The 20,549-nt window shown below is 39.4% G+C and carries 8 protein-coding genes; 5 read left to right on the top strand and 3 right to left on the bottom strand.

The window, feature by feature from the left end:
* Window position 1 precedes the first annotated feature (1 nt).
* On the bottom strand, window positions 2-3,205 hold the full coding sequence (locus tag KO521_RS12010) for a SusC/RagA family TonB-linked outer membrane protein (protein WP_215940158.1): 3,204 nt from the start codon (window positions 3,203-3,205) through the stop codon (window positions 2-4).
* A 1,227-nt stretch (window positions 3,206-4,432) separates the two neighbouring features.
* Between KO521_RS12010 and KO521_RS12005 the strand changes: the two genes are divergently transcribed.
* The gene (locus KO521_RS12005; protein ID WP_215940157.1) at window positions 4,433-4,807 is read left to right on the top strand and encodes a cupin domain-containing protein; all 375 of its coding nucleotides are present in this window, start codon (window positions 4,433-4,435) and stop codon (window positions 4,805-4,807) included.
* Window positions 4,808-5,130: 323 nt separating this feature from the next.
* On the opposite strand, the gene KO521_RS12000 is transcribed toward KO521_RS12005, so the two are convergent.
* A complete protein-coding gene (locus tag KO521_RS12000; protein WP_215940156.1) occupies window positions 5,131-7,386 on the bottom strand; it encodes an alginate lyase family protein in 2,256 nt (751 codons plus the stop codon).
* 394 nt (window positions 7,387-7,780) lie between these two features.
* Entirely contained in the window at window positions 7,781-8,275 is a 495-nt protein-coding gene (locus KO521_RS11995) for a shikimate kinase (protein WP_215940155.1), read from the bottom strand.
* 100 nt (window positions 8,276-8,375) lie between these two features.
* Here KO521_RS11995 and KO521_RS11990 point away from each other — a divergent pair, with 100 nt between their 5' ends.
* The 4 genes from KO521_RS11990 (at window position 8,376) to KO521_RS11975 (ending at window position 20,477) form a co-directional block, all read left to right on the top strand.
* A complete protein-coding gene (locus KO521_RS11990; protein WP_215940154.1) occupies window positions 8,376-9,344 on the top strand; it encodes a sugar phosphate isomerase/epimerase family protein in 969 nt (322 codons plus the stop codon).
* A gap of 22 nt (window positions 9,345-9,366) precedes the next feature.
* A complete protein-coding gene (locus KO521_RS11985; RefSeq protein ID WP_215940153.1) occupies window positions 9,367-10,080 on the top strand; it encodes a ribonuclease activity regulator RraA in 714 nt (237 codons plus the stop codon).
* Window positions 10,081-10,397: 317 nt separating this feature from the next.
* Window positions 10,398-19,544, top strand: coding sequence for a gliding motility-associated C-terminal domain-containing protein (locus KO521_RS11980; RefSeq protein ID WP_215940152.1), 9,147 nt, complete (start codon window positions 10,398-10,400; stop codon window positions 19,542-19,544).
* A gap of 9 nt (window positions 19,545-19,553) precedes the next feature.
* On the top strand, window positions 19,554-20,477 hold the full coding sequence (locus tag KO521_RS11975) for a PorP/SprF family type IX secretion system membrane protein (protein WP_215940151.1): 924 nt from the start codon (window positions 19,554-19,556) through the stop codon (window positions 20,475-20,477).
* Window positions 20,478-20,549: the final 72 nt, after the last annotated feature.

Below are 20,549 nucleotides of genomic sequence, written 5' to 3'. Positions count from 1 at the left end.
ATTAAAAATTAACATTAAGGCCAAGTGTGAAACTCCTTACAATTGGGCTAGCACCTTCTTGGTATCCGTAGGTTGTTGGACCTGCATAACCAGTATTTTCAATTTCAACACCTTCAGGGTTAAATGAAGTGTAGTTATCAGCCATGAAGTATAATAAATTAGTAGCTGCAACATACATTCTTATGGAGCTAAGACCTATTCTGTCCGTCAAATCTGAATTTAACGTATAACCTAAAGTTAGGTTTCTCAATGCTACATATGAAGCATCTTGAATCATTGAACCATGCGCATCTCTGGTTTGTTCATAATGTAGACCATTATTGTCAGCAAGACCATCATTATTTGCATCAAAACTAGGACCTGTAGCATTACGAAATTGAGATTGCCAATAAATAGGGTCAAGATTGTAAACTTCTGCTCCTTGAGATCCCTGGAATTGGAATGAAAAATCAAAATCTTTATAGTTCATATTACTTGAAAGCCCCCAAAAGAAATCTGGTGTAGCCGATCCTAACTTCACATAATCACCTTCATAGGTAATTTCGCCATCTCCATCTTGGTCAACTACGTAATACAAACCACTTTGATAACCTACATTTCTTGATGGATCCTCCATGTATATGGATTCAACCTGGCCTGCAGTTTCAAACCCCCACATTTCACCAATTTCTCCACCAACATAATTTCTAAATTCAGCCCCTCTACCACTTGGTCCACCATAAACTTGTCTTGGTAGTTCATCTAGGTTACCTAGGCTTGTAATTTCTGATTCAACCGTTGATAAGTTGGCACTAACACTCCATGAAAAATTTTCATTAGATATTGCTTTTACATCTAATTCCAGCTCTAAACCTGAACTAGTTACATCACCACGGTTAACTGCAATAGAAGGTATACCTAAAACTTCAGAAACACTTTGGTTAATTAACATGTCTTGAACGTCAGACGTATAATAATCTGCACTAAACCTGATGCGGTTATTTATAAAACCTAAATCAATACCATAGTTGGTTTCTGTATTGGTTTGCCAAGTTAAATCAGCGTTTGCAACATCTTCAGGAACTAGAAACCCATTTCCGAAAGCAGTTGGCGTATTACCTAAAATACTCAATGATTGGTAAGAGTCTAAGAAACCGGCAGTACCTAATGACCCAGTACTAAATCTTAGTTTTAAAAGACTTAATTTTTCGTTGCCTGCTAAAAAAGATTCGTTACTTACATTCCATCCTAAAGAAAGTGCAGGGAATACGGCGTATTTTTCATTAGCTCCAAAACGTGAATCGCCATCTCTTCTAACTGATGCCGAAAGTAGATAACGATTATCATAGGCATATGCAACTCTTCCAAAAATACCTCTTCTTGACTGATTAGCATCTACGAAGTTTGTAATTACATCTTCCGGTGCAAAAAACGAATAATTAAGAGGTGAGCCAGATGGCACGTTCGTAGCACTTGATGACATTCCTCTGAAGTAAGTATTTACAAATTCCATACCAACCAATGCATTTAAATCATGCTTGTCAGCAATCACTTTCGCATAGTTTAAAGTAGTTGTACTTAATACAGTAGATTTTTTAATATTAGATATGTCCAATGCAGTTCGATTGGAACGTTGTTGACCATCTGTTAGTATACCATTGTAGGTGTAAGTTTCAGTGTCTTGAATATCCGCTCCAAAAACAGTTTTTAAATTTAACCCGTCTATGATTTTATAGTCTAAATAAGAACTGGCATTTGCAAAATAAGTTTTTACATATCGTCTTGATTCATTAAATTTTGATCCTACGCCTGCATCACCTGTACCTCCAATACCGTTTTGATTTCTACCATAATGCCAATCGTTAACTGCATCACCAGGTTGTAAGTCATAAATACTCTGAGCATCTAGATTAAGACTTTTATCACCTCTATAGTTACTGTCAAACGAACCGCTTAGTTGATTTATTGGATTACCACGCTCTACACTTGCATCGTACACTGATTGTCTAGTTTGATCCAACTGCTGAACAAAATCAATAGATTCTTGTGTATGATAAACAGGACTAATACTATAAGCTCTTAAAAGATCTCTCATCTCCCATGGCACTATATCTTGAGTACCCATAAATCCGTTCATGCTTAAACCGGCCTTTAACTTTTTACCCAAGTTAGCATCTACGTTCATACGTCCGTTATATCTTTCATAACCTTGACCTCTAACAATACCATCGGTATTAAGGTAACCTAAAGAAGCAAAGGCTCTTAAGTTTTCAGACCCTCCGCTTACGCTTACGTCGTGGCTTGTAGAACTACCGTTTTTGAAAAGCCAATCTTCCATACTAACTACATCAGGTGCATTTGCATATGCATCTAGTCTATATTGTAATAAAGCTGGGTCTGTTTGAGAAAGATCATAATCACCCGATTGTAAATCATTAGCCCATTCTCCGGCTGTTTTAAGCATGTCAATGTCTTTAACATATTTACTTGAGGTACTTGTATAGGTATTGTAGCTAACATTAACTTTACCCGATTTACCTTTTTTAGTAGTTACCAATATAACTCCATTTGCACCCAAAGAACCATAAATAGCAGCTGAAGCAGCATCTTTTAAAACCTCTAAACTTTCAATGTCATTTGGATTAACGGTAGCCAAATTACCTGAAATAGGATATCCATCTACAACAATTAAAGGATCTGAATCACCGGAAACAGATGAAGCTGCTCTAATTTGGATTTTTGGGGCTGCACCAGGTTCACCACTTTGATTTTGTATTCTTACACCGGGTAACTTACCTGCAAGTGCATCATCTACACGAGCCACTTGTACGGCAGCAACTTCGGCACCGCCTACCTTTGATACTGATCCGGTAAGATGTGATTTTTTGACAGTACCGTATCCGACTACTACTACTTCATCAAGTAATGCAGCATCTTCGGTCATTACAACATTAATAGTTTCTTGGTCTCCTACAGTTATGTTTTGAGTTACATAACCGATATACGAAAATTGAAGTACGTCTCCACTATTGGCATTTATAGTGTAAAGTCCATCAAAATCCGTTGCAGTACCTGTTGTTGTGCCTGAAATAACTACATTCACTCCAGGAATAGGTACGTTAGCGTCGTCTACAATCGTTCCCGATATGGTAGACGCGTCTTGAGCAAATATCGCGGCATTTATAAACACCGCAAGTATTAGTGCTAGTTTGTTTTTTAAATTCATTTGTGTTAATGTTAAGTTAGTAATATGTATCGGTTTAAGGCCCGATGCCTTAATGAAATTGTGAGAATTTCATTTAATCAACAACTTACTATAACAACCGGCTCAATAAAGTCCTGAATAATTGTATTTTTGTAGTGAGCGTGTATAGTATATTGTGCAAGTTCGTAGTATTACTTCCCTTCAGAATGAAGTAATTTGAGTTAAAAAGGATGGGTGTGCGCCCGTCCTTTTTTCGTTTGTGTACTCTATATTTTCATGAGGTGTTTCTTTAATTAATACTAGCCAATTGTTCTAATTTTAATTGGTTTTCCATACTGGTTTACCAATTTGGTTTACCAAATATAACTTAATAGTTTGTTAAAAAAAAATATTATTGAGAAAATTGAGTTGCTATTTTAAGTATCTAATATTTTGGAGTTCGTTCATTTAGTAAATTGATAAAAGAGTTGAATTATTTTTCTTAATTAAGAATGTTTTTTATTTAGTCAAGGTGTATTTGTGACACCTAAATTATTTGTAGAGGATTTATAATATGGTACGATTGACAGATATCCGAAACGGACTTGTTAGATTTTTAAAGATGTATAAAATTGCTGTAAAGCCAATAAAACAAGGGGTTCTAAATATTAAAGACTTATAAATAATTTGTGGATTTACTCCAAAAAATTATATAATATGCTCATTTATTCCAGGTAATTTTGTTCGTGATGTAAAGGGTTTCAAAAATAATGGTGTGCTTTATTTGTTCCTTGTTCTGCGAGTTGCAATTCTAATATTTGGGTAGCTTTAGTGGTGGCCTCATATTAATCATGCACCTGTCTTGGGTCAGTTTTATCTTTGTTAAATTTTATTATTTTTTAATAATTTTATGAAAACGACTCGTGATTTAATCAACATTCTTGAATTTATTGATTTTTCTAGAGTTAGCTTAAGCATAAAAAAGAATAGAATACGTATGATTGTTTTTTCTTTATTTCATACCGAAAAAAAACTCCATTATTGATAATGTGATTGCATAAAAAAGAGCGTGCAAATTGTCTTATTGAAAGTATCCAAAGATCTATTTTGAACTAATTAGGGGTAAATAGATAAAGTGTTGACTTTCAGTAGAAAAAAATAACAAAACAGATGCATTAAAATAGTATAATTCTGCGTTCTTGCTTCTTTAATAGTTTGAAATAAATTATCTTGCTTAGGTAATTATTATTTGATAAATCTTAAGAAAAAATGAAACGATTTAGTGAAAAGTACATCATCACAAAAGAAATGGATTGGGAAGAACTTGGAGGAGGAGTATCCAGAAAATTCTTGGGTTACGATAACCAAATCATGATGGTAAGAGTGAAATTTGATAAAGGGGCATTAGGTGCACCGCATCAACACTTTCACACGCAAGCTACCTTTTGTGTTTCAGGTAAATTTGAATTTGAAATTAATGGAGAAAAGAAAATCGTAGAAGCTGGAGATGGCGTATATATTGAACCTAATTTATTACATAGTGCGGTTTGCTTAGAAGAAGGAGAGCTTATTGACACCTTTAGTCCGGTAAGAGAAGATTTTTTAAGTGGTGATGGAGTATCTTATTTTGGAGATAAAAAGTAGAATAAATACTATCCTTAATTGTAATTTCCGCAAAATCTCTTAGCGAAGAAACTAATTAAACTTTATAATTTGGTTTTCATAATCTTACTGTTAAGGGCATTGAAAATCAAATTATAAAGTTAATTGAAAAGGTTAAATATAGCCGTCAAAAGAACTGAAATAAAAAGAAATATTTGCAGTGCATTTTTGAAATTTAATTGGGGTATGGTTAAGCCCGAAAGTAGAATTGAAAATTAAAAGTTTCAGCAAATTTCAAAGTCAGTAAGAATTTCCATAGATGCTTCTTTTCTTACTACCAGAAGACTTATGAATTATCTCTTATACTACTTGATTTTGATAAATGCGTAAGGTCCTTTCCAGCTATAGTCTTTCTCGTTTATTTTCAAAACATGCTCTATATCTGAAGCACTATCTTCATTTGCCAATATTAGCATCAGCTTATCTCCAGTAGACTTCGTTTGAATCAATGCAGCTGTATATGCTTTGGTGTCGATCATAATTTCTAACTTGGAAATTATACTATTGGAATTCACTGAAAACTCAGAAACCGGACTGTAATGTCCATGGGATTCTAGGATAGAAACGAATGTAGTATTCTTGCTTTTTTTTCTTCTTACCACAAGGCCGGCATCTCTTCTTAAATTAAAGTCTGGGTCATTCGCGCCAATACGCACAAAGTTTAATTCATCTTTATTGGTAGTGGCAGTAGATAATGTGTAAAAGTGTCCGTTTTCTAACCAGCTAAGTTTAGTGTTTTCTTCCTTAGGTGCTCCTATTGCTTCCAACCAAAGATGTTGGTAGCCATTATCGGAACCAAAGGTCGTTAAAGTAGTAGGAGCTGTAACATCAAAATTTGTTTTCATAATCTGACCCTTAAAATAGAAGGGCAGATCATATTGATTTTCAGTATTAGATTCAACTTTTAAGATGTCCAATAAATATGGTTTTTCAAAATTATCGGCTTTGATTAGAGCCAAAGTTCTGTGCATTTCGGTGCCGGGATACGCATTAATTTCTTTGGCACTTACTACTTGTACCTCTGGATTGGACGTATCAAAAAAGTAAAGTTCCGAATGGTGTTTGCTGCCCACTTCATACTTTCCTCCAAAATGGGAGGTTTCATTTTGAACTAAAGTATTATGCGCTATAGTTTGCTTGGCCCATGTCTTATTTTCCTTTAAATAATTACCCCCGCCCTTTTGCTCAATATTTACAAAACGGGCCAATCCGTAATCTTGTAATATCTCCGTTCCTTTTTCGTATAGCGAAAAAGAAAGTTTGTCATAATGACCATGACTTAAGCCTTGAGCCGCATATTTATATACTAATGTCATTTCTTCATCTCCATACCTAAGTATACCCACGCCACCTTGGTCGCCATTGGTGCCATCTGAAAGGTTTATTGATTTTTTCTGGAAACTTTCAGCTTTGCCATCTCTAATGCCAATTGCAACGGCTAGACCTGAATCATCCAATAATACTCTACCTTGCTCTTTGGCTATGCTTAATAATTGTGGATTGTGGCCACCATAGTGATAGGCAATATCAAGAGCAGTGACTACGTCTGGCGATTTATATGACATGCCTTTTTGACCATCGTTAAGAGGAAAAAAATCACCATCGGCATCAGACAGGTTTACGAGCACGTTTACAGATTTAAGCAAAACACTATCCTTATGTGCAAATATTTTATACTCAGGCCTTACGTTGTGCAGGGCTTCTGCAAAAATCAGGAAGGGATACATGGCATAACGCTGGTAATATGGGCCTTCCGTATAATAACCATCAGGTGAAAACGGCTCATCTACATTAGCTAAAAATCCAACTTCTTGACCCTCTGTTTTAATAAAACCACCATCATTATCTTTAGCTCCAACGGGTAAACCATCGTCCTCTATTCCGTATAACGCTCTCTGAATTAAATCGTCATCATCCATAACCAATCCAATCATACCCACAGCAGCGTTGCCCCAGGTACTGTGATTGTGAACACGGTTATAAAACTGAGGATTATCAATGGATATAAAATCAGCAAAAGGTCTAAAAAGATTCTTTTCAAGTTGTTTGCGTTCCTTTTTAGATAAATAATCATAAACACAATCATACGCCTGACTTACATAAACCAGCCAATTAGAATCGTTTAGGCATTGCCAGAATAATTTGCCTCTGGCGTAAGAACGCGTTTGCGGGTGTACAGGTAAATCTTTGTACATGGCCTCATATTGGAAGAGCATATCTTTAATATAGACAGCATATTTCTCATCCTCCAAAATTTGATACAAAACACCTGCTTTTTGAAGTGTCTGAAAATTTAGTTTGTGACGAGAGTGTGTATAACCACCTGAAAAATCTTTGGGAATTGGGGTGTCTATTCCCAATACTATTTCAGCATCTACTTCGGCTTTTACCATGGCCAATGTCGCATCAAAAAGAGGTACATTGCCTAATTCAGCTCTTATTTTTTGAACCCCTTCTGTAGTCAAAATTAATTTAGGATGTTCTTGTGCGTGGCTATTAAAAGACATAAACAAGACGCAAATAAAAAACGGAATTACCACTGTATTTTTGAACATTTTCATCTGTAGTTATATATCAGGCCTTAAAGTCATATTATTCATTAGCTTATTCCATTACTAGTGGAATTGCACATTTAGTTTTGAATTGAGAAAAAGTTCCTCGGTGGTCTTCAATACTATAATTATTGGTCGCCGATTATTTATAAGTTTTCTGAAATGCTGAACGCTATATTCCTGACTTTTACAATAGCTTACCGACGACCAACTGCACGTTAATGGCTCTGCTATTTTTAAAGATGCTATCTCAATATCTATCTTTTACAATACTTTTAAGGGAATCTATGGATTGCCCGGAGCGTAATTACATAAATTGGTTTACCAATTTGGTTTACCAAAATTAGGGATAATTTTGTATAGAACAAACAAAAGGGTGCTAAACAAGTTCACAAAGATGGGTTCAACCATATTTTCTGGCCAAATATTTTAAAATGGTATCAACTGTTTCTTCTTCGGTGTTTCTAATATCTACAGTAAGTGCTCTTTTCGGAATTTCCAATGATTGAAAATCAGATTCAAGTGAGGCACCTGTTTGATTTTTAGAAAGTCCTTTGTCCAATCGTTGGTTTACATCATCATACGTACCGCTCATAAAAACCCAATCAATATTTAAGTCTAAATTTCTAGCGAGAAGTAAGCGTTGCTCTTTCTTTAAAATAGAACAAGAAACTACACAACCGTCTTTCGTATATTCTTTACTTATTAAGTTGGTGATAGCAGGTAACCACTGGTCAGATTGGGCATTTTCTTTATCTGCTGCCGATTGTTCACTAAATTTTGCATCCGCATCATAGAAGGGTAGACCTAATTTCTTGGCTACTTTTTGGCCCGTAACACTTTTTCCTGTGCCACAAACGCCTACCAAAACCACTGTAAATTTATCTTTTTTACTCATTTGTTAAATAATTGGTTTACCAAATTGGTTTACCAAATATAACTATATTTGACTATTATCAAAACGTAAAGTGTTAAATCCGTTTTTAAATTTCTCAATTATGGCCCCATACAAAGCTCAAACAAGTCGTAGAAACTTTTTAAGAAAATCTAGTTCTGCAGCCTTAGTTGTCCCTTTATTACCATTGGTAAATCCTTTTGAAGTGGCAAGTGGTGTAATGAGTACTGGGCTGGAAGTTTATCTGTTTTCAAAACATCTACAGTTTTTGGACTATGAAGAAATGGCAAAGGTTGCATCAGAAATCGGTTTTGATGGATTGGACTTAACCGTGAGACCAAAAGGACATGTATTACCCGAAAATGTAGAACGCGATTTGCCAAAAGCCGTGAAGGCTATAAAAAAGTATGGTCTACAGCAAAAAATGCTGACCACCAACGTATTGGATGTAAAAAATGATGCTGATATGCATGTATTGGAAACGGCTAGTAGTTTAGGAATGACACATTACAGAACAGGATGGCTTATATATCCAGAGGGCCAAACTATCGAAGAGAGTCAGGAAATCTATCGAGAGCTTTTTAGGAACTTAGAAATTGTCAATAAAGAATTGAATTTAATCGGTTGTTATCAAAATCACGCTGGGAATCATGTAGGGGCACCTATTTGGGATTTACCACCTATCTTACCATCAAAGGAAAGTGAAAGTTTAGGCGCTCAATATGACATACGCCATGCGGTGGTAGAAGGCGGAATGAGTTGGGAGCTAAATTTTAGATTTATCGCTCCTTATATCCGAAGTATTGTTATTAAGGATTTTAAATGGGGAATGAAAAAAGGGAAATGGAAACCCATTAATACGCCCCTAGGGGAGGGAATGGTAAATTTTGACCGGTATTTTTCGTTACTTAAAAAATACAGAATAAACGTTCCTGTTTCCCTTCATTTAGAATATGATCTTGGTGGTGCCGAGCATGGCGCTACTGAAATTACCATAGATAAAGAAGAAGTCTATGCTAAAATGAAAAAAGATTTAATCTTCCTAAGAGAGACATGGAACAATGCGGAATAATACCAACTAACACACTTAAAATATGACAGCACAAGATAAAATCACGACAGAAAAATTAAGAAAGGTCAGTACGGCAACTATAGCTACATGTCTATTTAAAAAGGGACTGAAAAACCAATTTATACAGGACGTTAAGCCATTAAAAGCAGGCAAGCCAACAATGGTAGGCCAGGCCTATACATTGCGTTATATTCCTGCAAGGGAAGATTTGAATCCTATTGAAGTTTTTAGAGACCCTAAACATTTACAGCGTGTTGCGGTTGAAGAATGCCCAAAAGGTTATATTCTGGTAATTGATAGTAGAAAGGATGCAAGAGCAGCGTCTGCAGGCTCTATTTTAGCGACACGTTTAATGGTGCGCGGCGTGGAAGGTATAGTAACAGACGGTGGTTTTCGTGATTCTACGGAGATTGCAGACCTCAATTTTGCATCTTATCACAATAGGCCTACGGCACCTACCAACTTAACTTTACATCAAGCTATTGCAATCAATGAACCTATTGGTTGTGGGGATGTTGCCGTGTTTCCAGGCGATTTTATCGTAGGTGATGATGATGGGGTTATGGTCATACCTGCTCATATTGCGGAAGAAGTGGCAGATGAATGCCTTAAAATGACACTTTTTGAAGAATATGTTATCAACGAGGTGCGAAACGGCACCCCTATAATTGGTCTTTATCCGTTAACGGATAAAATGCATAGCAATAAGTACCAGGAATGGTTAAAAAAACAATAGAATTTCGGGATTATTTTTAGGTCAAAATTAATGTATTGATAGTTGGTAATCGTACAACTGATTAAGCCTCATCGGTGTATGGCAACGTGTGCATCCGTAGCTAATTGCTTACATTTTAAATCGTTGACTTTAGGTTTTTTACTGCTTTTTTGAAGAGGCATCACCTTGCGAAAAGTCATACACACAACAAATTGTTAAATATTCACAACAATTTTAGTATATACAAGTATGAGGTTGCGGAATTTGCGTTATGTATTACTACATAGTCTTTAGATGTTACTGTCTAAAAGGCAATGTATCGAAGTTTTACATCAACTATGCGAAACCTAGCCAAATTTATTTTTACGTACTTGTTATTGTCAAGTTTGTTAAGTTTTACTTCAAATACTGAATTTGTAGAAAAACCTACTATTACCAAAACCGAAACAATAATCAAAAATGAGCCGTCTTTTGATTATGCTCCTACTTTTTCCAACTGTCCGTCAGACATTACCAATGTCATGCCAAATTCTGGTGATTGTACAGCTGTTGTTAGTTGGACTCCTCCTACGGCCACGGGAACTGGTCCGGTAACAATTTCAAGTAATTATAACCCAGGTGATTCATTTTATTCAGGAACACATCGGGTTATCTATCGAGCAACAGATATTAACGGTACTTCTTTTTGTGAGTTTACAGTACAAGTGGTTGATAATCAGCAACCGGTAATTACCGTTCCAGCAAATATTACTGTTACTGCAGATGCCGCTAGTTGTGGTGCTATTGTAACCTTTCCATTCCCTACGGCAACGGATAACTGCCCTGCTGGAGAGGGGGCTCCAATTGATGAAAATTTTGATAGTGGTGCTGATCTAAGCTTGGAATGTTATAACTTCAACGGTACTTTCATCAGTAATCAAGGAAAAGTAAACGGCTCTCCAGGTGAATTGAAAACGGTAGAGCTTATTGACTCGGGTGTTAGGTCCTTGACCAGTCCTCTCACTCAATTTAATGGTACGGGAGAAATCTTTTTTGATCATCTTATAACTGCAGGAAGTTCTAGTGGTAATATTGGCAATGGTGCTCGTTTAACAGTTAAATTAGTAACCGCAGCTGGTGTTGAAACTATTATTTACACTGAGTTGTATTTAGATGAAAATGTACAGACTGAATTTATTCCTATTACCCAAAGTGGTAATTATAGAGTAAAATTTGAATGGGAAACGAATCAGAGTACTTTAGATAAAGTACATTTAGATGATTTATATATACCTGGTTTTATAGTATCGGATACCAATGTGGTTAGTTGTGGTGAAGCTTCTCATTCTGTCGCCCAAGTTGCTGGGTTTCCGTTTGTAAGTGGTAGTGAATTTCCAGTAGGAACCACTACATTAAGCTATTTCACGCAAGATGCTAATGGAAATTTCGCTATTAATTCATTCACGGTAACGGTAAACAATAACATCGTTCCTCCGGCCGGTGATGATGTTGAATATTGTGCGGGGTCTCCAGTACCGGAGTTATCGGTAACCGTAGGTACGGGTGAAACTGCTGATTGGTACAATGCTGAGGTAGGGGGTGGATTACTACTAGAAGATAGTTTGACCTATACACCTTCAGGACCTGGTGATTACTATGTAGAAACAAGAAATATTGCTACAGGTTGTGTTAGTTCCACTAGAAGGAGAATACGTTTAACTGAGAACCCTAAACCAAACGCACCTTCGGCAAATTCTTTAATCGAATACTGTGTGAATGACACCGCTACGGAGTTGACGGCAACTGGCGATTCTGGTAACCTCATATTGTGGTACGATGCGGCAACTGGAGGAACGGTTTATCCGTCTGCACCCACACCTGATACCACTGCTCCTGGTACTACCTCATACTACGTAGAACAGGTTGATTCAACTACAGGTTGTGTGAGTGACAGAACTCAAGTGGATGTTACTGTATATTCCTTACCTACGGCCCCAACGGTTACTACTCCTGTGAATTATTGTATTGGTGATTCAGCTTCACAATTGGATTCGCATGCCACGGGTACAAACCTAAAATGGTACGATGCGGCAAGTGGTGGCAACGAAATACCGGGTACGACTACTCCGGATACATCAACGGCAGGCCAACAATCTTTTTGGGTAACACAATCAAGTAGCAATGGCAGTGCAAATTGTGAAGGACCAAGAAGAAGATTAAATGTAAATGTATATAGTGCACCTACAATAACTACGCAACCTACGAACGAGGCGGTTTGCGAAGGAGGTACTGTAACTTTTGATGTGGCAGCTTCCGGGTCTAGTACTATTCAATGGCAGCTTTTTAATGGTTCTGCTTGGAATGATTTAACTAATACGGCTCCGCATAGTGGGGTAACTGCAAGTACACTTACAGTTACGGATGTTACGCTTGCTATGAGCGGTAACAGGTATCGTGCTGTAGCTACGAGTCCTGCCGCGAGTTGTGCGGATGCCACTTCCAATGAGGCGATTTTAACGGTGAATACAGCCCCACCGGTTCCAACGAGTGGAGGCGATCAAACCGAATGTGAAGAAAATCCAATACAGACACTAACGGCTACGGCAACACCACCATCTGGAGCAAGTATCATCTGGTACGATGCTCTAACTGGCGGAAATGTGGTGGCAAGTCCAACATTGGATACAGTTGGGACCATAACCTATTATGCAGAAAGTAATGATACCGTAAACGGATGCCCAAGTGTGGGTAGAACTGCGGTAACCTTAACTATTCAACCTGCACCAAATGCGCCGGTAAGTGGAGGCGACCAAACCGAATGTGAAGAAAATCCTATTCAGACCTTAACGGCTACGGCAACGGCTCCAGCAGGTACAGTACTGGTTTGGTATGATGCTGCTACAGGAGGTAATGTAGTTGCTAGTCCTGAATGGAGTACTGTAGGAACTGAAATCTTTTATGCCGAAAGTCAAGATGATGTTACGGGCTGTCCAAGTTTAACGAGAACAGCTGTTTCACTAACGATTCAACCGGCACCTGCACCTCCAACAAGTGGTGGTGATCAAACGGAATGTGAAACGAATCCTATTCAAACCTTAACTGCAACAGCAACCGTACCTTCAGGTTTCACTTTAACTTGGTATGATGCTGCTACGGGTGGTAATATTGTAGCTAGTCCAGATTGGAGTTCGGTAGGGTCAATTACATATTACGCTGAAAGTGAAAATAGTACTACAAATTGTATTTCACTTTCCAGAACAGCTGTAACATTGACCATAGACGCAATTCCTGTTGCACCAACAAGTGGAGGTGACCAAACGGAATGTGAAGCGAACCCGACTCAAACTATGACCGCAACTGCAACTGCACCAGCAGGAGCAACTGTGGTGTGGTATACAGCCGCAACGGGTGGAAGTATGGTAGGAAGCCCAACCTTGAATGCGGTTGGAACGGTAACGTATTACGCAGAGAGCAGAACTACTAGCAGCGGGTGTGTAAGTGAAACAAGAACAGCAGTAGTGCTTACCATGAATTCAACCCCTACTATTGCAATTACACCTAGTTCACAGATGTGTTCCGTAGACCTTACTACGTACTCGGTTTCTGTAGATGTAAACAGGGGTATGGTAACTTCAACTGAAGGAACAGTAACGGATAATGGAGGTAACAACTGGACGATATCCGGGGTTCCTTCTGGAAATAATATAACCGTAACGGTTTCGGATGCAAATACATGTGCGGAAACCATTAACATAAATGCACCAAATTGTTCTTGTCCTACAGTAAATGCTCCAACAAGTGGGGGAGACCAAACGGAATGTGAGACCAACCCTATTCAAACTTTAACGGCCACAGCAACCCCTCCATCGGGAGCAAGTATTGTCTGGTACGATGCCGCTTCCGGCGGGAATATAGTTGCAAGTCCCACAAGAAATACAGTTGGTACAAGTACGTTCTATGCAGAAAGTGTAGATGATTTAAATGGTTGTACAAGTACCACAAGAACGGCTGTAAATCTTACGATTCAACAGGCCCCTGCGGCTCCCGTAAGTGGAGGTAATCAAACGGAATGCGAAGCGAATCCTATTCAAACGTTAACGGCCACGGCTACTAGCGCCCCGGGAACTTCTATTATTTGGTACGATGCAGCAACTGGCGGAAACGTAGTGGCAAGTCCTACAAGAAATGCAATAGGGACTAGTACTTTTTATGCTGAAAGTCAAGACGATGGAACAAGCTGCGTCAGTCATACAAGAACAGCGGTAGTATTAACCATAGAACCAAATCCTGCGGCTCCCGTAAGCGGAGGTAATCAAACAGAATGTGAGACCAACCCTATGCAAACTTTAACTGCCACGGCAACAACAACAGCTGGGTCTAGTGTGGTTTGGTATACTGCTGCTACGGGAGGAACTGTAGTTGCAAGTCCAACTTTAAATGCCGTGGGTACGGTTACTTATTTTGCAGAGAGTGAAAATACAACAACTTCATGTGTAAGTAGTACTAGGACTCCTGTGGTACTTACCATCCAAGATACACCTGATATTTCTATTGCTACGGCAGCAGCTTGTGCACCGGATTTGTTAACGTATTCGGTTTCTGTTGATGTGAGTGAAGGAGGTGTAACATCTTCAGAAGGCACAGTTACGGACAATGGCGGAAATAACTGGACGATTTCAGGAATTACTTCCGGTAACGATATTACATTGACGGTTACGGCACCAAATGCTTGTACGCAGACTTTAACCGTAACAGCACCTAACTGTAGTTGTCCTGTGGTAGATGCTCCTATTAGTGGAGGAGACCAAACGGAGTGCGAAGAAAATCCAATTCAAACCTTAACGGCTACAGCTACACCACCGGCAGATGCAACTATTGTTTGGTATGATGCCGCAACTGGTGGCAATGTAGTGGCCAGTCCAACTAGAAATACGGTAGGAACAAGTACATTCTATGCGGAAAGTGTTCAAAATGTTACCAATTGTGTGAGTGCTACTCGTACTGCCGTCGTTTTGACTATAAATACAACACCAAATGCTCCTGTGAGCGGTGGTGACCAGATAGAATGCGAGCAAACACCTATACAGACTTTAACGGCTACGGCAACTGCACCTGCAGGTTCTACTGTGGTATGGTACACTGCCGCTACAGGTGGAAGTATAGTGGCGAGTCCAACATTGAATACAGTTGGTACGGTTACCTACTTTGCAGAGAGTCAGAACGGTTCGTCCTCTTGTCCAAGTTTTACCAGAACTCCTGTACAACTTACCATTCAAGATACGCCTACTATTGCACAGACCCCTAGTAGCGCTGTTTGTTCTGCAGACCTTACAACATATAACGTATCGGTTGATGTTAGCGGTGGAACTGTAACTTCATCAGAAGGAACCGTAACCGATAATGGAGGAAATAACTGGACGATTTCAGGCGTTACTTCAGGAAATGATATTATCGTAACCAGTACACCAGCTAATGGCTGTGTGCAGACTTTGAATATTACGGCGCCAAATTGTGCGTGTCCTACCGTAACTGCTCCAGTAAGTGGAGGAGACCAGACCGAATGTGAAGAAAATCCTGTTCAAACCTTAACGGCTACAGCTACGCCACCGGCAGATGCAACAGTGGTTTGGTATGATGCCGCAACAGGTGGAAGCGTAGTTGCGAGTCCCACTAGAAATTCAGTGGGAACTAGCACTTTTTACGCAGAAAGTGTGCAGAACGTAACCAGTTGTACAAGTGATACAAGAACCGCAGTAACCTTAACTATTGAGGCTGCTCCAACTGCTCCTGTCAGTGGAGGCGACCAAACGGAGTGTGAAGAAAATCCAATTCAAACACTTACAGCTACGGCAACGGCTCCTGCAGGTTCAACGGTAGTTTGGTATGACGCTGCTACGGGAGGAAACATCGTTGCAAGTCCAATACGCAATACGGTAGGAACTTCAATCTATTATGCGGAAAGTGAAAATAGTACGACTTCATGTACTAGTTTTAATAGAACGGCGGTATCCTTAACCATAGAGGCTGCACCAGGTGTGCCAACAAGTGGTGGAGACCAGACGGAATGTGAGGCAAGCCCTATTCAAACTCTAACCGCAACCGCAACAGCTCCCGCAGGTGCAAGTATTGTTTGGTATGATGCGGCCACGGGAGGAAATATAGTTGCTAGCCCAACAAGAAACACTGTAGGTGCTGTAACGTATTATGCAGAAAGTAGCAATAATTCAACTTCATGTGCAAGTTTCACCAGAACACCGGTAACACTCACCATTCAAGATACACCAGACATTTCTGTAGCAACAGCGGCAGCTTGTGCACCGGATTTGTTAACGTACTCGGTTTCTGTTGATGTAAGTGAAGGAGGAATAACTTCTACGGAAGGAACTGTTACCGACAACGGTGGAAATAACTGGACGATTTCAGGAATTACTGCAGGAAATAATATAACGCTAACCGTTACGGCACCAAATGCCTGTACGCAAACCTTAGCCGTAACAGCTCCGGATTGTAGTTGCCCAGTGGTAGATGCTCCCGTAAGTGGAGGGGACCAAACGGAGTGTGAAGCGAATCCTATTCAAATACTAACGGCAACGGCTACGCCCCCGGCTAATGCTACTGTAGTTTGGTACGATGCTCCAACAGGAGGAAGTGTAGTGGCGAGCCCAACAAGAAATACGGTTGGTACAAGTACTTATTATGCAGAAAGTGTTGAGAATGTTACCAATTGTACCAGTAGTACAAGAACGGCTGTTTCTTTGACCATAGAAGCAACTCCAACAGCACCGGTAAGTGGTGGTGACCAAACAGAATGTGATGCCAATCCAACCCAAACATTGACTGCCACGGCTACAGCTCCAACAGGTGCAAGTGTGGTCTGGTATGATGCCGCAACAGGTGGAAACATTGTTACCAATCCTATTCTTGATGCAGTGGGTAACACCACCTATTATGCGGAAAGTAGCGATGACGCTTCGGCTTGTACTAGTTTTACTAGAACAGCGGTGACTTTAACGATTCAAGCTTTACCAAATGTAGTTGCCAATGCAACCACCACGACGATAAATGCAGGAGAACCGGTTACTTTGACGGGTTCGGGAGCTTCTTCTTACGTTTGGGATAATGGGGTAACTGACGGAGACACAGTATATCCGTTAGTGACTACTACATATACAGTAATAGGTACGGACGGCAATTCGTGTGATAATACGGATAGCGTAACGATTACCGTTAATGCAACTTCTGATATCAGAATTGAAAAAATAGTGGATGAAGCTGCTCCAAATGTGGGCGATACGGTGACTTTTACTTTAACCGCACATAATGATGGACCTAGCGATGATACTGGTGGAAGTGTAATTAATGACATACTTCCTTCGGGATACACGTATACAGGTGATACGGGCAGTGCTTCCAATGGTACTTATGATGCAGTTTCAGGAGATTGGACTTTGCCTGCATTGACGAATGGGAATTCGGTAGCTATAGATATTACAGCAACGGTAAATGCTCCAACAGCAGCTGCCAATGAGTATCTGAATATAGCCCAAGTTACTTCCGCAACGAACTTTGATTCTGATTCTACTCCGAACAATGATGATGGCGACCAAAGTGAAGATGATGAAGCTTCGGTTGAGGTTATTCCACAAGTGGCGGATTTAGAAGTAACGAATACGATATCTCAACCTAGCGGAAATCCCGGTGATACGGTGGTATTGACGGTTACCATTCAAAACAATGGTCCGGATGCTGCCACAAACTTATCCTTGGAAAATATAGTTCCTGTAGGCTTTACGGTGACTACTATAAACGATGGGGGTACGCAAAGCGGAAATACGATTACGTGGTCAGGTTTAAGCATACCTGATGCCGGTACGACTGTATTAACGTATGAAGCAACAGTAAATAACCCTACGAACGTAACAGATGAATATATGAATACCGTTCAGGTAACATCTGTAGACCAGTTTGATAATGACTCAGCACCTAACAACGATGATGGTGATCAGAGTGAAGATGATGAGGATGCGATTTCGTTAAGATTACAATCTTCGGATTTGGAAATCGTGAATACGGTGACCCCGGACTCTGGTAATCCCGGCGATACGTTAACGTTCTCTGTTGAGGTAATCAATAATGGAACTGACGATGCTACAGGCATAAATCTTGAAAATTATGTGCCTTCCGGTTTTACGGTGACTGCCATTAATGACGGCGGAACCCAATCAGGAAGCACTTTAAGTTGGCTGGGTCTTGCGGTTCCAAATGGAACGAGTCAAACGGTGACTTTTGAGGCAACTATCAATGTACCAACAAACACAACGGGTGAATATTTCAATACGGTTCAAGTAGTGGCCGTAGATCAATTGGACCCAAATTCTACTCCGAATAATGACGATGGAGATCAGAGCGAAGATGATGAAGATAATGCGGAAATTGTACTTATTCCTGCAGATTTAAGTCTTTCAAAGAATTTAAGCGCAGCTTCTAACCCAACACCGAATGCTGGTGATACCGTAACTTTTGAAGTAACGGTAACTAATGAAGGTCCAGGTCTTGCAACCAATGTTTCGGTAGAGGATATATTGCCCCTTGGCTATACCTTGGGTACGATAAATGATGGTGGTGTGGTTACAGGAAATATCATAAACTGGACAATAGCTTCATTGCCTGTCGGAAGTCAAATTTTAAGTTATGAGGTGACGTTAAATGCACCAACTAATGCTATGGGTGAGTATGATAATACCGCTCAGATTACGGCAATGGACCAATTTGATCCGGATTCTACGCCAAATAATGATGATGGTGATCAAAGTGAAGATGATGAGGTTCTACATATTATAAATGCGCCAAGTGTTGATTTAGAGATTACCAAAATGGTAGATAAGTCTCAGACGTTCCACGAAGATACTATTGTATTTAGGGTGATCGTAGGCAATAATGATGCATATGAGGCTACAAATATCGGTATTGAAGATGTCTTGCCTTCCGGTTATATTTTGGTGAGCCATACGGCGGATTATGGAGCGTATAACGAAACCACATCAACTTGGGAAATTCCTTCTTTGCCTATTAATACGGAAGCATCATTAGAAATGACAGTGACCGTAACAGATGTAGATGATTACACCAATGTAGCTGAATTAATTTACGTAGATCAAATAGACTTAAATATAGATAACGATAGGGCAGAGGTTACGCCAGAAGTAACCCAGTCTAGTTGTTTAACAGTGTACAATGAGTTTTCTCCAAATGGTGATGGTGCTAATGATATATTCTTCATTGAGTGTATAGAGCAGTATCCAAATAGTGTTTTGAGTATTTATAACAGATGGGGGGCTATGGTTTTCTCATCTACAGGTTATGATAATTCATGGGATGGAAAATCATTGGATAGAGCAAAATTAGGTTCTTCGGATAAGCTTCCTGTGGGAACTTATTATTACACGTTGGAATTGGGAGATGGCACAACATCACCAAAATCGGGTTGGTTATATATCAGTAGATAAAAAGAAGAAATGAAACTAACGCATTTATTTAAAATATGCATTTGCCTGTGGTTCGTAACGGGTTGCGTTTGGGGACAGCAAGATCCACAGTACACGCAATACCAGTACAACCCACTAAGTGTAAATGCCGGCTATGCAGGCTCTAGAGGACATTTAACCTTGCTCACCTTGTACCGAAGTCAATGGGCGGGTATTGAGGGTGCTCCTAAAACGATAACTTTTGGGGTGGATACGCCAATAGGGAAGGTTGATGGGGTAGGACTTTCCATTATTCAAGATGAATTAGGACCGGCTACGGAAACTTATTTTGATGCCAATTATGCCCATCAATTGATTTTGAACCAAAAGGGAGACCGCTTAGGACTGGGACTAAAAGCAGGTGTACGTGTTTTTAGCCTAGACTTTTCACGAGGGATCCGCAGAGACCAAGATGATACCCAGTTTAATGAAAATATTAAAGGAAAGCTTTTGCCTTCTGTTGGTGTAGGTGCATTTTATTATAGTGACCATGCTTACTTTGGGGTTGCCGTACCCAACTTATTTCCGTCAGAACATTATGATCAGGAAATTGAGCGAAAATCAGATGAAAATATCCATTTTAATATTATAGGTGGTTATGTAATGGATGTAAACGATCGTATAAAATTCAAACCTTCTTTTTATGTAAAACAAGTAATTGGAGCGCCTATTTCCGTAGATGTATCGGCAAATTTTATGTTCAACGAGACCTTTACTTTAGGAGTCAATTACAGATGGGAAGACTCTGTGGCAGGTATTTTTGGTTTTCAGATTTCTCCGCAGCTCAATATGGGTTATGCCTATGATTATACCACCAGTGATTTGGGCAACTACAATACGGGTACCCATGAAATCTTTTTACGTTACCAATGGATTTCTCGTTTGAACCGATTAAAATCTCCCCGTTTCTTTTAAAAGCTAAGCTTAAATAAGCCCGTTTTGCTTAACAGTTGCTGAACTTCGATAAAAAAATCGACGGAAGGCACA

This window comes from Zobellia uliginosa (genome assembly GCF_018860745.1).
Classification (GTDB): Bacteria; Bacteroidota; Bacteroidia; order Flavobacteriales; family Flavobacteriaceae; genus Zobellia; species Zobellia uliginosa_B.
The sequence above is the reverse complement of the archived record's forward strand: the minus strand, read 5'-3'. Positions and strand labels throughout refer to the sequence as shown.

Excerpts from the sequence above, each read along its gene's own strand:
- KO521_RS11990 (WP_215940154.1), top strand. The coding sequence starts at position 8,376 with ATGGCCCCATACAAAGCTCAAACAAGTCGTAGAAACTTTTTAAGAAAA.
- KO521_RS12005 (WP_215940157.1), top strand. The coding sequence starts at position 4,433 with ATGAAACGATTTAGTGAAAAGTACATCATCACAAAAGAAATGGATTGG.
- KO521_RS11995 (WP_215940155.1), bottom strand. The coding sequence starts at position 8,275 with ATGAGTAAAAAAGATAAATTTACAGTGGTTTTGGTAGGCGTTTGTGGC.
- KO521_RS12000 (WP_215940156.1), bottom strand. The coding sequence starts at position 7,386 with ATGAAAATGTTCAAAAATACAGTGGTAATTCCGTTTTTTATTTGCGTC.
- KO521_RS11975 (WP_215940151.1), top strand. The coding sequence starts at position 19,554 with ATGAAACTAACGCATTTATTTAAAATATGCATTTGCCTGTGGTTCGTA.
- KO521_RS12010 (WP_215940158.1), bottom strand. The coding sequence starts at position 3,205 with ATGAATTTAAAAAACAAACTAGCACTAATACTTGCGGTGTTTATAAAT.
- KO521_RS11980 (WP_215940152.1), top strand. The coding sequence starts at position 10,398 with ATGCGAAACCTAGCCAAATTTATTTTTACGTACTTGTTATTGTCAAGT.
- KO521_RS11985 (WP_215940153.1), top strand. The coding sequence starts at position 9,367 with ATGACAGCACAAGATAAAATCACGACAGAAAAATTAAGAAAGGTCAGT.